Here is a 13,415-nt window from a genome sequence, read left to right as displayed (position 1 = left end):
TTTATTCCGAAGCTAATTTTATAATTTTTATCTTTCCGCAGAAAATATTATCTGAAATGCTACAGCCATACAACGACGAATATTTTATGCGAAAAGCCCTTGAGGAAGCCGAAAAGGCCTATGATAGGGGCGAAATTCCTGTTGGCGTGGTGGTAGTGATAAATAACCAAATTATTGCCCGTGGCCATAACCTAACTGAAACCCTTAACGATGTAACCGCTCACGCCGAAATGCAGGCCATAACCGCGGCGGCCAGTTTCCTTGGCGGAAAATACTTAAAAGGTTGCAGCATGTACGTGAGCCTTGAACCCTGCCAAATGTGTGCCGGCGCCTTATACTGGAGCCAGGTTTCGAAACTCATTTTTGCTGCGGAAGATGAACAACGCGGCTACCGAAAAATAGGAGCAAAACTTCACCCAAAAACCGAAGTGAAATCTGGCATACTTGCAAAAGAAGCTTCCACATTACTAAAACGCTTTTTTATTGAACGAAGAAATTTGAATTAATTCGGGCTCTTCTAAAGTTAAAGACTTACTAAAACCAAGTGTTATAATGCGTTAAAAGCTATGGCTAAACGGCATTTTTTTGAAAAATTTGAAGTTTAGTTCAATTTATTTCCATTTGCGCATTTATGGAGAATATTAATATATTTTTTAAAGTCACACTTATTTTTTTACTTACTGGATTCCCTGCAAGTGCGCAGGTTATTCCCGGTGAAAAAAATCCTAAATCACTGGAACATACTTTTTATGTTGCCGGTAATATAGGAAACAACCTTACCGGGGAAAGTCGAAAATTACTAAAAGCTATAGTTGAGTCTTCTAAAAATGATAAAGAAGCGACCCTGCTGGTTCCCGGTAATTTTCTTCCGTCTCAAGGATTTCCAAAAAATGATACCGAGCGGGAAGCCCAAAAGCAGTTTCTTAAAAAGAACCTTCTAGATGTAATTCAGGGATTTAACGGGAAAGTTGTGTTTACCCCGGGAAAAAACGAATGGACCAAAGGCGGCCAGAACCGAATAGACGACCTGGAATCATTTCTCCAGGATAATCAGTCTAATGTAGAAGTTTGGCCAGACGATGGTTGCCCCATAGAACAAAAAGATATCACCGATGACCTTATTCTGGTTACTGTAGATACCCAGTGGTATTTAGAAAACTGGGACGACCACCCCAATATGAACTCTAAATGCGATATTAAATCGAGAGAGCGATTTTTTGCTGAATTTAAAGACGATATAAAAGATGCTCACGGAAAAACCATTTTAGTTTCCCTGCAACATCCCGTGATGAGCAATTCCAAAAGATCTTTCATTGAAAAGATTGGCGGATTTTCCCCTCAGGATTATCAAAATAAAGAACACAGCTATTTACGCGGTCGCTTGGAGACCCTCGCGAGCCAGTTTGATAATGTAATTTTTGCTTCGGGATTGGATGGTAATTTACAGTATCTGGAAGACGATGGTATCCCTCAGATTATTAGTGGTTCTGCAGGAAAGAAGAAAAAACTAAAAATAAGGAAGTACGGGCATTTTGGGAGCACAAAAACCGGTTACGCCAAATTAAAACTCTATAAAAACAACGAAACCTTAATTGAGTTCTTTGAAATTGAAAGTTCCGAAAATCCAGTTTTCAGCAAGACGATAAAAAGCGATGAAGCCAGTTGGAATGAAATCGATTTTAAAACCAAAGAAGAAATTGGCGACACAATAAGCGCTTCAATTTACACCGAAGAAGAGACCGATAAATCGGGTTTTTATAAATCGATTTTCGGGGATTTCTACAGAGATGTTTATAGCAAAAAAATAAAAGCTCCCGTGCTTTTTCTTGACACCCTGGAAGGAAACCTTGAACCCTTGAAAGAAGGTGGGGGAATGCAATCCCGTTCCCTGCGTTTTATTGGGGAAGACAAACACGAGTTCACCATACGGGCAATGCGAAAAAGTGCAGCTCGATTTCTACAAGCCACAGCAATAAAGGATCATTATATAAAGGATTACGTAGAAAATACGGTCGCCCAACGTTATGCCATGGACCTTTTTACAAGCGCCCACCCCTATGCCCGTTATTCATTAAAACACCTCAACGATCTATTGAATATTTACGCGGGAAAACCTGAAATATTCTACGTACCCAAACAAAGAGCCCTGGGACTTAACAATGACGAATATGGAGATGAACTTTATATGTTTGAAGCCCATGTGGGTGACGAAAATAAGGAATTTGAAAGGTTTGGATCACCAGAAGATATTTTGAGTACTACAGATTTACTTGAAGAATTAAGGGAAAGCAAAGATGCGGTTCCCGACGAAAAAGAATTTATAAAAAACAGACTTGTAGATATGCTTATTGGTGACTGGGACAGGCATTTTGACCAATGGCGCTGGGCCGAGCATTCGCAGCCAGATGGCACTAAACTTTATAAACCCATACCCCGGGACCGGGATTTCGCATTTCCAAATTACGATGGATTCATCCCAGATCTTGTAAAACTGGGACTCCCTATGCTGAGAAAAATGGAAACCTACAGCGGAAATGTAAATAACGTAAAATGGTTTAACCTCTCCGGATATCCTTTAGACCAGCGCTTGCTGAAAACTTCAGATTGGGAAGACTGGAAGAAACAGGTTTCCTTTATTCAATCCCAACTTACCGATGAAGAGATAGAAACCGCATTTAAAGCGTTACCCGAAGCAGCTCAAGACGAAAGCATAGAGAAAATTAAAACAAGCCTTAAGGCAAGAAGGGATAACCTGAGGGATATTGCTGAACGTTATTACAAATACCTGCAGAAGTTTCAGGTACTAACCGGGACTGAAGAAGATGACATCTTCAATATTGAAAGAAAAGAAAACGGTATTACTGAGATTGTGATGATTAATGAAGATGGAAAAGAAATCTTCAAAAATTCTTATAATTCTGAAGCTACCGATGAAATCTGGATCTACGGTCTAGATGGCGAGGACACTTTTAAAGTTACGGGTGAAGGAAATAAACCTTTAAGGATAAATGTAATTGGTGGTGGGGAAAACGACATCTACGATTTTGACAACACCCGGAAAATCAAGATATATGATCATAAAAGCAAAGAAAACACCATTAAAAACCCAAAATCCAGAAGATGGCTGGTTGATGCTTACGACATAAATACTTTTGACCCGGACAAGCGAAAAAGAAGTGAAAATAAAATAATGCCCCAAGCCGATTATAATGGAGACGAAGGCTTGTCTTTAGGGCTAATGGACATCTATACTACTTATGGCCTCGCCAATAACCCCTTTAGTATCCAGCACACCTTTAAAGCCTCTTATTTCTTTGCCACCAATGGTTTTGAAATAGGGTACCGGGGAGAGTTTGCCCATATTTTTTACAACTGGAACCTGGGAATTGAAGCCCGGTACACAAGTCCTAATTTTGCGATCAATTATTTTGGGGAAGGAATAAATTCAGAAAACTTAAGAGATAGCTTTGGTCGCGATTACAACCGAGTACTGATAGAACAATGGGAAATTGCCCCCTCGCTGATTTGGCGTGGCCGGGCCGGTGGCAGTTTTTACGCAAAACCCATGGTACAATCTAGAAATGTTTCTTTTCAGGAAGATAAATTTATCGCTGATGCTTTTTCTGAAGACAACGATCTTTTTAACCAGCAACTCTATGCCGGGGCCGAGGTAAATTACCGGTACGAGAACCGCGATAACCCCTCCTATCCAACCCGCGGATTTGAAGCTGAAATCACCACCGGTTACAAAACCAATATAGATGGGCACAACAATGAATTTGCTTATGTGAGTCCGTTGCTGGCTATAGATTATCCTTTACACGAGAGTGGAATTGCAGTTCTTGCCACCAAAGTTGGCGGAAAAGCGATTATTGGAGATAACTATGAATATTACGATGGTGCTATTCTTGGCGGAAATGAAAATCTAAGAGCCTATCGTTGGGAGCGTTTCAATGGTAAACAATCTTTCTTCCATTCTACTGATCTTAGAGTAGGTGTAAGCCGATTTAAAACTAATTTTATCCCACTGCAAATAGGCGTGAGCGCAGGCTTTGATTACGGTCGTGTTTGGGCTGAGGATTCTAATTCAGATAAATGGCGTAACAATTATGGCGGCTCTATCTGGATAAATGGTTTTAGCGCCATTACAGCTAATACGGGTTATTACTACGGTGATGATGGCGGGCGACTTACGTTCAGTTTTAATTTTAAATTCTAAGTAAACTACTGCAGAAAAAAACTTAAAAAATCAGAAGATTCAAAGATGTTCTTCACAGATATTTACATCCCACTTGTAAGAAAATAGATAAATATTTCCACACAATTGTAGATTAATTTATGGGGAAAAAATTGAAGGTTTCACTTTTGAATTATTAATATCTTACACAATTCAGTTAAAAGACTTAAAATCAGTTAATTTTTAAGCTTAAATGCCAAACACTCATAACTTTACATTTTGGGTAGGGTAATTGAATTAAGGGGAATAAAGGAAAAAGAAGAATGTCCCCAGATATAAACCTAATTCATAACCTATTGCAGGCGGTAATGCTTATTCCGTTTTTGCATTTGGCAAACCAATTTATCTTTAAAAAGATTAGTGAAAAACACGATTTTTTCTCGGCTAACCTGATGAATAAATTGTTCTATTATCACATCATCTTTGCAGGAATTTATTACACCTACGCATTTTTTAATCCTTCAGATTCTAAACGCTATTTCAGTGTCCCTGGGAAAGAAGGAAAAACCTGGAGCGGCTTTTTAGACACCGGGACCTCTTTTATAGATTTTCTATCCTATCCTTTTATTAATTTCTTCGGTTTCAGTTATGAAATGATGATGTTGCTTTTTAGCTGGATTGGTTTTATGGGCTTTGTTTATGCCTATTTATTTTTCAAAGAAAATATTGCGATAAATATCAAGATTTTCAAGAAAATAGATTTTTTGGTATTAATTCTTTTTCTACCCAATATGCACTTCTGGACGGCTTCTTTAGGTAAAGGTGCACCAATATTCTTAGGCTTAATGTTATTCGCTTATGCGCTTAGAAGCCCGAAAAACAGATTAATTAGTCTTGGTTTAGGTTCGTTATTGGTTTTCGCAATAAGACCACATATGTTTTTATTACTGGCGGGAGCCGGGATGTTTGGTATTTTCATAAACCGAAACCAGATCACAGGAAAACAAAAGGCTATTTTCCTTGGAGCAATTGCAGGTCTTGTACTCCTGTTTAATAAACAAATTTTAGGTGTGGTTAACCTTGGAGATTCACAAAATCTTATTGGCGACTTCCTATCATTTACTGAAAACCGTTCCAATAGCCTCGATAACGCTACGTCAGGTGTGCCGATGACAGATTATTCCCTTATTGAAAAGTTCTTTACTTTTTGGTTTAGACCACTGTTTTTTGATGCTCCGGGAATTTTAGGGGTAATCGTTTCTATAGAGAATTTTATCTATATATTGATTTTCGGAAAGTTGTTTAAAAAGAGCTTCTTTGGTTTCCTAAGGAGTGCGCCCGCCAAGGTGAAATTAAGTTTAGTTTTGTTCTTCACCAGTTCTTTTGCCATGACCTTTGTAATGTCTAACCTGGGAATTATTTTAAGGCAGAAATCAATGATTATGTATTTTCTGTTCTTTGTGATCTATTATTTTCTGGCTTACGAAAAAGACACAGTTTTCAGGTTAAATCAGGAAGTGACTGGTAGCGAACCTTTACAAAAAGCGGCGTAATTTTCAACTAATTTACTTCCAGAATTCATCTTCCCACACCCCACAGGAGATTTCCTTCTCGTGGTGTTGCTGAATATGTTGAAGTTCTTCTACGGTGGCTTCTTCCTGGATTTTATTGAAAAGCACCCGCTCCTCAAATCTGATATGTCCTTCCAGGTCGTTTTTAATCATCTCAAGAGCAAACGATATTTCAGTATCCTGGCGGAATAATGTAGCAAGATGTTCGTGTTCTTCCAAAGCCTGTTTTACCAAAACATCCTGAGCGCCTAAAACCGGGAAAACATATTTTTCTTCAATTCTAAAATGTTCCTGCAATTGATTTTCCCAAAACCAATCGGTATAATTCTTAATGCGCTGCAGTTCTACTCCAGTTTCAAAACCTTTTCTAATCTTCCAGCAGAGCAAAAGCCCCTGGTGATGTTCACGGCTTAAAGGTTGAATGGCTTTATGTCTTTTTATCGGATTATTCTTTGGTGGTACCATAATGAGAAAAATTGGTTCCTATATAAAATAAGAAATCTTAATCTGTTTTTATCGAAATTTCCAATTTATCTGAATTTCCCTTAATAACCAGATTTCCGTTTTCAGTAGAAACTTCGGCGTTTTTTGGAGTCAATTCGTATTTTAAATCAGCCATATTAGGTAGAACGAGTTCCAGCTCCCAGTTTTTAATCTGAAAAATTTCAATATTTAAAGCTTCACCTGTCTTTGAATAATAAACTGAAATTTCATTTTCACCAAGCTCAACATTTTCCAAAGAAGCCTCGTTCCAGGCATCTGGCATTTGAGGTTGAATTACGACTTTCTTGTTGAGAGCTTCTGGCTGAATCCCGAAGAACTGACTAACAATGGGTACCGCGTAACCATAAATATTCCAGGCCTGGGATATCATCCCGTAATCTGGTGAAACTTCATACATACTCCCGGGAAAAGCGAAACTGAAACTACGCGTCATTCGCTCCAGGTAATCCAAAGCTTTTTCGGGTCTTCCATAATTGTTTTCAGCAATTATCTGCACAGCGGTGGGTAAAGTCATTACCGCACCGGTATAAGTAAAAACCTCCCCACCTTTAAATGAATTTTCTTCGGTTTTTTCCACTTCATCACGATCTATCCCGGTTACAAAGACCCCAAAAGGATTTCTGTATTTTTCAGCAGTATTTAAAGCTTTTAATGCTTTTTCGGGCTCTGCTATTTTGGTTTCCATTGGGGTATTTACCACCCAATTATGGTGCACTACAAAAGGCCTTGACCCTTCTGAAGGATTAGCCTCTATTTTCGCTTTGGTTTCCTTTAATTCCTTAACCGCCCAGGGTTTTTCCAAGGTATCAGCCCTCACGATAGCATCATCTATCAGCCTAAAGGCCTGTTTGTCTGTTCCTATAAAATCGGCGTAAGAATTAAATTCTTCAGACCAGAATTCTTCGTTTATTTTCTTTTTGAGGTTTTCAGCCATATCAGCATACTCCCTGGCCAATACCTGCTCCTCAAGGATTGCAGCCATTTTTGAAGCATCGGCAAATGCTTTCTGGCTGTAGACAGCAACATCTATCATTTCACTATCCAGCCCATGAATTTCCATCATCCCGAAACCTTCGGGGAAAAGATTAGCATCGGTATCTTGTGTTTGCAACCACTCCAGCCCTTTTTTAATGGTAGGAAAATATTTTTTTAGAAATTCCAGATCGCCATTCCATTTAAAGATCTCCCAAATTAAGGAGGCAAATTGTGGGGTTTCGTTAATATTCCCGTCGTTGAATACAGCGCCATTGGTAGACATTTCATGAATAATTTTCCCATTGCCATTAACCACCTCACTCATACTATCCAGCAATTTAATCGTACTATAAACCGCATCGGTTTGGCCAACCATCATATAGCCTTGCAAGGCATATTCACTGTCTACGCCAAACCACCAGGGATAATCAGGGATGCCGGCGGTGATACCAGTGCCAATTCCCGGTACGGTCTGTACCAGCCAATCGCTATTATATTTAAGCCATTCAAAGGCCTGTTCAATATTTTTATCGGGAATCGTGAGTTTAGATTTATTGGCCAGGCCTTTATAACGTTCTTTTTTATCGGCCACCTGGGTTTTTAGATTTTCTCTGATCTCATTATATGTCTTTAGCACTGCTTTCCTGCTTTCAAAAGAGCCGGCAATACTGAAATTAATCACTTCCTGCCCCCCTGCACGAATTGTGAGTTTGTAACTCTGTGAAGTCGAAATTCCCTTCCCCTTATACTTTGTTTTAGATTTCTCCTGTTCTTCGGAAGTCCTGTCTGCACCAACAACAGTAAACCAGGGATTATTTTCGTCCTTTATCAACCACGCGTTTTCCTCCGGAAGAAATTCAGCGACATCCTTGTGATCTACCATCCCGGTACGATCGCCCAGCCAGGTGGGCCTAAGATCTGAAGAAGCTGTAAAAATAAAATCTGCATTTATTTCTTCTGAAGAATTATTCTGAATTATATACTGCACGGCCAGGCCTTCCTCCCCATCGGGAACAAACTGCCACCGGGTAACTTCAATTACATTATTTTCAAGCTGAAAAATATGTTTTCCGGCAAAAGGATAGTTGACAAATTCCGAAGCATTATTTAACTCAATCTTCTTTTCATTTAAAACGATTTCCGCAGAAAAACCATCTAACAGTTTAATAGGATGATTCCAAACACCGCCCATTTCACCTTGAATATGCCAGCCGAGTTCCGGAAAATTACCATTTTGGTGCCCCACAACGTAAACCCGGTCTCCCGCTGTAACGAAAGGCGAGTCCAGGTATTCAGCTTTTCCGGAAATATGTGGAGTATCCAGTGTCCAATCGGTAAAACTTTCCTGGGCAATTAAAAGATTAAAGCTAAAAATCAAGCTAAAACTAAAGAGAGATATTTTTTTCATAGCTGAAATTTACAAAACTTTAGTTTAGTCGTAAGTCAGAAAAAAAAATTGGTGAAAATCTTACACCAGTAATAATCCGGTAATATAAACCAGCGTTCCTACCAACATCATCACCAAAGTATAAGGAAGAATTTCCCGGGCCTTTAGTTTTGTAATAGCAAGTAAGGGCAAAGCCCAGAATGGCTGCAACATATTGGTGATTTGGTCGCCATAGGCCAGTGCCATGACTGCTTTATTAAGCGGCACCCCAAGTTTTAAAGCGCTTTCCAGAATTATGGGGCCCTGCACCGCCCACTGGCCTCCCCCGCTGGGCACAAAAATATTCACTAAACCAGCGCTAAAAAAACTGTAAACCGGGAGACTTACATCTGTCGCGATACTGACAAAAAAGCCTGAAATATCCCCCACCAGACCGGTTTCACGCATTACGCCCATAATCCCGAAATACAACGGAAACTGGATTAAAATCGCCGCTGCTCCCCCAATGGCTTCCTGCAAGGCTTTTAAAAATGAAGCGAAAGATGAGTGCAGTAAGATGCAAAGGCAGAGCATTAGGAAATTCAGCATATTCGGGGTTAAGTTTCCAATTAAAAGTTCTTCGGAATAACTTGCAAAAAAGGCTGCGAGCAATAAAAACCCGAATGCAAATCTTAGCCATTTTGAATGGTCTAATTTTTCGGCCCCGGTGATTTTTGTAAGTTGATCTGATTTTGTTTCCGATTCAATTTTCACCGTTTTCGTTTCGCTAATTCTTGAAAGGAGATAGAGCGTAAGCGGAATTAACACTAATAAGGTCGTGAAGATCAATAAATTCCATTGAGAAAAAATAGTGCTTGCTGTGGGCAAGCTGCTAGGTAACTGCGAAAGAAATTCAGAATCTGCGCCGGGGAACAAACTCGCTAAATGCCCATCTTCTGCCGCTTTTAGTGGTGCACTGCCGCTCATCCCACCGTGCCATACCATTAAACCCACATAGCCGGCGGCACCAATTAAGGGATAATTAATTTTGAACCCTCTACTGGAAGCTGCTTCAGCTACTTTCCTGGCCATAATCGCCCCAAAGATCAAACCCAAGCCCCAATTAAAAAACGCAACCAGCATTGTAGAAACCGAAACGATAATCACTGCGCTTGCATTTCCGGTCACAATTTTGGTTAACTGACTCGTAAGCCAGGAAACAGGTTTACTGAGCACTAAGACATGCCCCAATACTAAAATCAGCATCATTTGCACCATAAAGACGATGAGGGCAGGATCCCACATCCCGGTTTGCCAGAAATCGAGGATTTTAATTGCCGAAGTGGTATTGGTTTCCCCGGTAAAGAAAAATGCGATAAAAAGTGTAATCAGGGTAAGTAACACCGCTAAAGTAAAGGGCGCCGGAATAAGTTTTTTAAAGGTATTTTCAATGAATTGGCTCAGGTTCAAATTATAGAATTTATACGTGCTGGTCTACCAAAATCGCATTACCATCTGGATCTAATACTATAAAACTAGCCGGACCTGATGTGCTTTCATCGGCTTCACTTTCAAAGCTTACTCCTTCCATTTTTAGTTGCTTTTGAATTTCCCTCACATCATCAAACTCCTCCAGTTTCCTGGCTTTCGCGTCCCAGCCGGGATTGAAGGTGAGAATATTATTCTCGAACATACCCTGAAATAAACCGATTAGGCAGTCTTCATTCTTCATAATAAAATAATTCTTATCAAAATCGCCGGCAAAAACCTGAAAGCCCAGTTTTTTATAAAATGTCTTTGAAGCCCTTAGATCTTTAACGCTCAGACTTACTGAAAATGCCCCTAATTTCATACGATTTGTGTTTTGGTTATTAATATTCAATAATAATATTCCATTTAAAGTAGGTTATTGATGGGCACTGCTTAAAACTATAAATTATTTCTGGAATTTATATAAAATAAAGGTTTCTAATTGAAAACCCTTAAAATGAAGATTGGTTAAAAAAGGAACCCCCCGCCAAATTGACGAGGGGTTCAAATTCTCAAGTTTTTTACAGTATACAATCTACATTATACATTTTAAAAATTACAATTTCTCCAAATCCCTGGTTTCAGATTTATCGGCTTCCATAATGCTTATCGCATAACCACCGCCGGGAGCAGATTTTTGTGAAAGTTCAGACTTACTGTTCACCATGTATTTCTTGATCTCATAGGCCTGCGGGTTCTCTTTATAATGCGCATCTTCGGCATCGGAATATACCGTGGCGATATAGGTTTTTCCTTTTTCAAGAAAATCGAATTCAATTTCTGAAGTTCTTGGAGTTTCCCCATTTACATTTCCTACAAACCAGTTATTACCATCCTTTTCCTTTCGAGCAATGGTGATGTAATCTCCGGGCTCAGCTTCCAGGTAAACACTTTTGTCCCAATCTATCGCCACATCTTTTATAAACTGAAATGCATCCATAAACTGCTCGTAATGCTTAGGCAAATCGGCTGCCATCTGCAATGGAGAGTACATCGTTACATACAGGGCCAATTGATTGGCCAAGGTGCTGTTTACGTGAGAATTGTTGTCGGGATTCAGTTTACTGATATCCATTTCAAAAATTCCCGGAGTGTAATCCATCGGCCCGCCAATTAAACGTGTAAAAGGCAAAACGGTCACGTGATTTGGTTTATTTCCGCCGAAGGCTTGATATTCAGTTCCACGAGCCGATTCGTTTGCGATAAGGTTTGGCCAGGTTCTCGCGATTCCGGTTGGTCTAACGGCTTCGTGAGCGTTAATCATGATCTCATATTCAGCAGCTTTTTCCAGTGCATATTGATAATGGTTAACAATCCACTGGCTGTAATGATTTTCCCCTCGCGGAAGAATGTCGCCTACATAACCGGTTTTTACCGCGTTATAGTTATTGGCTTTCATAAACTGGTAAGCGGTATCTAAATGCCTTTCATAATTCCTAACCGAAGCCGAAGTTTCGTGGTGCATAATCATTTCCACGTCTTTGCTTTTGGCGTATTCCCTGATTTCATCGACATCAAAATCTGGGTAAGGCGTTACAAAATCGAATACATAATCTTTAGAATTTCCAAACCAGTCTTCCCAGCCTACGTTCCAGCCTTCCACTAATAAACCATCAAATCCATGTTCTGAAGCAAAATCAATATAATATTTTACGTTTTCAGTAGTTGCAGCGTGGGTATCGTTGGGCTCAGCGGCTTCAAAATCGGTTTCGCCAAGTTTTACTGCAGCAAATTCATCGGTGTAATCCCAGGAACTCATTCCTGTGATCATTTCCCACCAAACACCCATATATTTCATTGGCCTAATCCATGAAGGATCTTCAATCTTATTGGGTTCATTCAGGTTATACGTAATTCTTGAAGAAAGGATATCTTTTGCGTCATCACTAACAATGACGGTTCTCCAGGGCGTTTGTCCCGGGGCGATCATATAAGCTTTGTCGCCATTAACATCCGGGGTTAACCAGGATTCAAAAACCATAGTCTCATCATCAAGGTTAAGGTGCATCGCAGGATAATCGAGTAAAGCAGCTTCGTGTAAATTGATGTACAGGCCATCTTCGGTTTTTAGCATTAGCGAAGTTTGCACTCCGGTAGGAGAAAAAGATTTTTGGGAAACATTGGCGGTAACCGCTTTTTCCATCAGTCCTCTTATTTCTGAAAGTTTACTTTCGGTATAATCGTATTCCTGGGTATCATAATCACCGGCGATCCAGAAAGCGGTGTGATCTCCACTCATGGCAAATTCGGTTTTTTCATCTGAAATCACGAAATGCGCAAGATTGCCTTGCTGCGGAAATTCATATCTAAATCCGAGTCCATTATTGAACAAACGGAAACGAATCAACATTTTCCGTTCTGAATCCTCCTGATGTAAATGAACTACAAGTTCATTATAATTATTTCTAATCTCGCTTTCTTCACCCCAAACCGGTGTCCAGGTTTCGTTAAAAGTAGATTCTTCGGTATTTTCTATGCTAAAATTTGAGGTAAAGGAATGTTCATCTTCCTTTAGTTCTATTCCCAGTTTACTGGTTTCTACTATGGTTTTTCCTTCAAAATCCAGTTTATAAACCGGGGTACCATCTTCCTGAAGGGAGAAATTCATTTCCAGGTTTCCATCGGGAGATTCCAGGTTTTGAGCCTGCAGGCTTCCAAAAACAGCCAGGGAAAACAGGCTCAATATTAATCGACTTTTCATAAATTCTACTTTAAAGTGTGTGAATTTACAAAAGTAAGGTTTTATGTATTTAAAGGAAATTAAAGCCCTAAAACTCTTCCATAAAGGGCAGAAAAGTTATATCTAGGAAGCCAGCATTCTAAAAAGCTCCTCGTCTATTTTGGCATTTTCGTTACGATGATACTTGTTGAGTAAATTCGTGATAAGCTCACCTATTGCGTCTTGCCGATCTTCAGATTTGTTCATAAACTGGATTTTCCCCCAGCCGCGAATATCGCAAACCATCATTCCTTTGGCATCCCAAATTGTTTGTTGCCTGCTATCGTAACTAACCGGAAACTTTAGAGTTTCTAAAGCTAAATTGTTCTTTTCGTTTGAATTCATCACCTAATTTTTTGCTATTATTTTCAGCAAAATTAGATGCAAACATTTCGGAATAAGTTATTTAAAAATTAAACCTTAAGCCTTGATCTTTAATTGAATGTTAAGTTGAAGAAGTAAACTTCCAGGTAATATAAGCTTAGTATTTACTTGACTTTCAATTAACCTAAGTACTGCTTAACTGATGTATTTTTGAGTTGAAAATTGGGAATAGAAAAGGGGGCAATTCTG

9 protein-coding genes are annotated in these 13,415 nt (G+C 39.4%); 3 read left to right on the top strand and 6 right to left on the bottom strand.

The genetic code is table 11. From position 1 onward, the window contains the following. Positions 1–56 precede the first annotated feature (56 nt). The 3 genes from LB467_RS09730 to LB467_RS09720 all read left to right on the top strand — a co-directional run bounded on the left by LB467_RS09730 (position 57) and on the right by LB467_RS09720 (position 5,730). Positions 57–506 (top strand): nucleoside deaminase, encoded by a 450-nt coding sequence (locus LB467_RS09730; protein ID WP_224473839.1) that lies wholly within the window; start codon positions 57–59, stop codon positions 504–506. A 125-nt stretch (positions 507–631) separates the two neighbouring features. Then, the gene (locus LB467_RS09725) at positions 632–4,219 is read left to right on the top strand and encodes a BamA/TamA family outer membrane protein (RefSeq protein ID WP_224473838.1); all 3,588 of its coding nucleotides are present in this window, start codon (positions 632–634) and stop codon (positions 4,217–4,219) included. 281 nt (positions 4,220–4,500) lie between these two features. Continuing rightward, positions 4,501–5,730: a hypothetical protein gene (locus LB467_RS09720; protein WP_224473837.1), complete on the top strand. Its 1,230-nt coding sequence runs from the start codon at positions 4,501–4,503 to the stop codon at positions 5,728–5,730. Between the two features lie 12 nt (positions 5,731–5,742). On the opposite strand, the gene LB467_RS09715 is transcribed toward LB467_RS09720, so the two are convergent. From LB467_RS09715 to LB467_RS09690, 6 genes are all read right to left on the bottom strand, one after another. After that, positions 5,743–6,213 (bottom strand): hemerythrin domain-containing protein, encoded by a 471-nt coding sequence (locus LB467_RS09715; RefSeq protein ID WP_224473836.1) that lies wholly within the window; start codon positions 6,211–6,213, stop codon positions 5,743–5,745. A gap of 37 nt (positions 6,214–6,250) precedes the next feature. Then, positions 6,251–8,635, bottom strand: coding sequence for an alpha-L-rhamnosidase-related protein (locus LB467_RS09710; RefSeq protein WP_224473835.1), 2,385 nt, complete (start codon positions 8,633–8,635; stop codon positions 6,251–6,253). Between the two features lie 60 nt (positions 8,636–8,695). Next, positions 8,696–10,063, bottom strand: a complete 1,368-nt coding sequence (locus tag LB467_RS09705; RefSeq protein WP_224473834.1) for a short-chain fatty acid transporter — start codon at positions 10,061–10,063, stop codon at positions 8,696–8,698. Positions 10,064–10,073: 10 nt separating this feature from the next. Further along, the gene (locus LB467_RS09700; protein ID WP_224473833.1) at positions 10,074–10,445 is read right to left on the bottom strand and encodes a VOC family protein; all 372 of its coding nucleotides are present in this window, start codon (positions 10,443–10,445) and stop codon (positions 10,074–10,076) included. Between the two features lie 234 nt (positions 10,446–10,679). Further along, a complete protein-coding gene (locus LB467_RS09695) occupies positions 10,680–12,824 on the bottom strand; it encodes a glycoside hydrolase family 97 protein (RefSeq protein ID WP_224473832.1) in 2,145 nt (714 codons plus the stop codon). Between the two features lie 102 nt (positions 12,825–12,926). After that, on the bottom strand, positions 12,927–13,187 hold the full coding sequence (locus tag LB467_RS09690; protein ID WP_224473831.1) for a hypothetical protein: 261 nt from the start codon (positions 13,185–13,187) through the stop codon (positions 12,927–12,929). Positions 13,188–13,415: the final 228 nt, after the last annotated feature.

Origin of the sequence: Salegentibacter tibetensis, assembly GCF_020164485.1 — a bacterium.
Classification (GTDB): Bacteria; Bacteroidota; Bacteroidia; order Flavobacteriales; family Flavobacteriaceae; genus Salegentibacter; species Salegentibacter tibetensis.
This window is presented reverse-complemented; position numbering and strand designations above follow the sequence as displayed.

Coding starts and splice junctions, on each gene's coding strand:
- LB467_RS09730 (WP_224473839.1), top strand. CDS start 57: ATGCTACAGCCATACAACGACGAATATTTTATGCGAAAAGCCCTTGAG.
- LB467_RS09725 (WP_224473838.1), top strand. CDS start 632: ATGGAGAATATTAATATATTTTTTAAAGTCACACTTATTTTTTTACTT.
- LB467_RS09720 (WP_224473837.1), top strand. CDS start 4,501: ATGTCCCCAGATATAAACCTAATTCATAACCTATTGCAGGCGGTAATG.
- LB467_RS09715 (WP_224473836.1), bottom strand. CDS start 6,213: ATGGTACCACCAAAGAATAATCCGATAAAAAGACATAAAGCCATTCAA.
- LB467_RS09710 (WP_224473835.1), bottom strand. CDS start 8,635: ATGAAAAAAATATCTCTCTTTAGTTTTAGCTTGATTTTTAGCTTTAAT.
- LB467_RS09700 (WP_224473833.1), bottom strand. CDS start 10,445: ATGAAATTAGGGGCATTTTCAGTAAGTCTGAGCGTTAAAGATCTAAGG.
- LB467_RS09695 (WP_224473832.1), bottom strand. CDS start 12,824: ATGAAAAGTCGATTAATATTGAGCCTGTTTTCCCTGGCTGTTTTTGGA.
- LB467_RS09690 (WP_224473831.1), bottom strand. CDS start 13,187: ATGAATTCAAACGAAAAGAACAATTTAGCTTTAGAAACTCTAAAGTTT.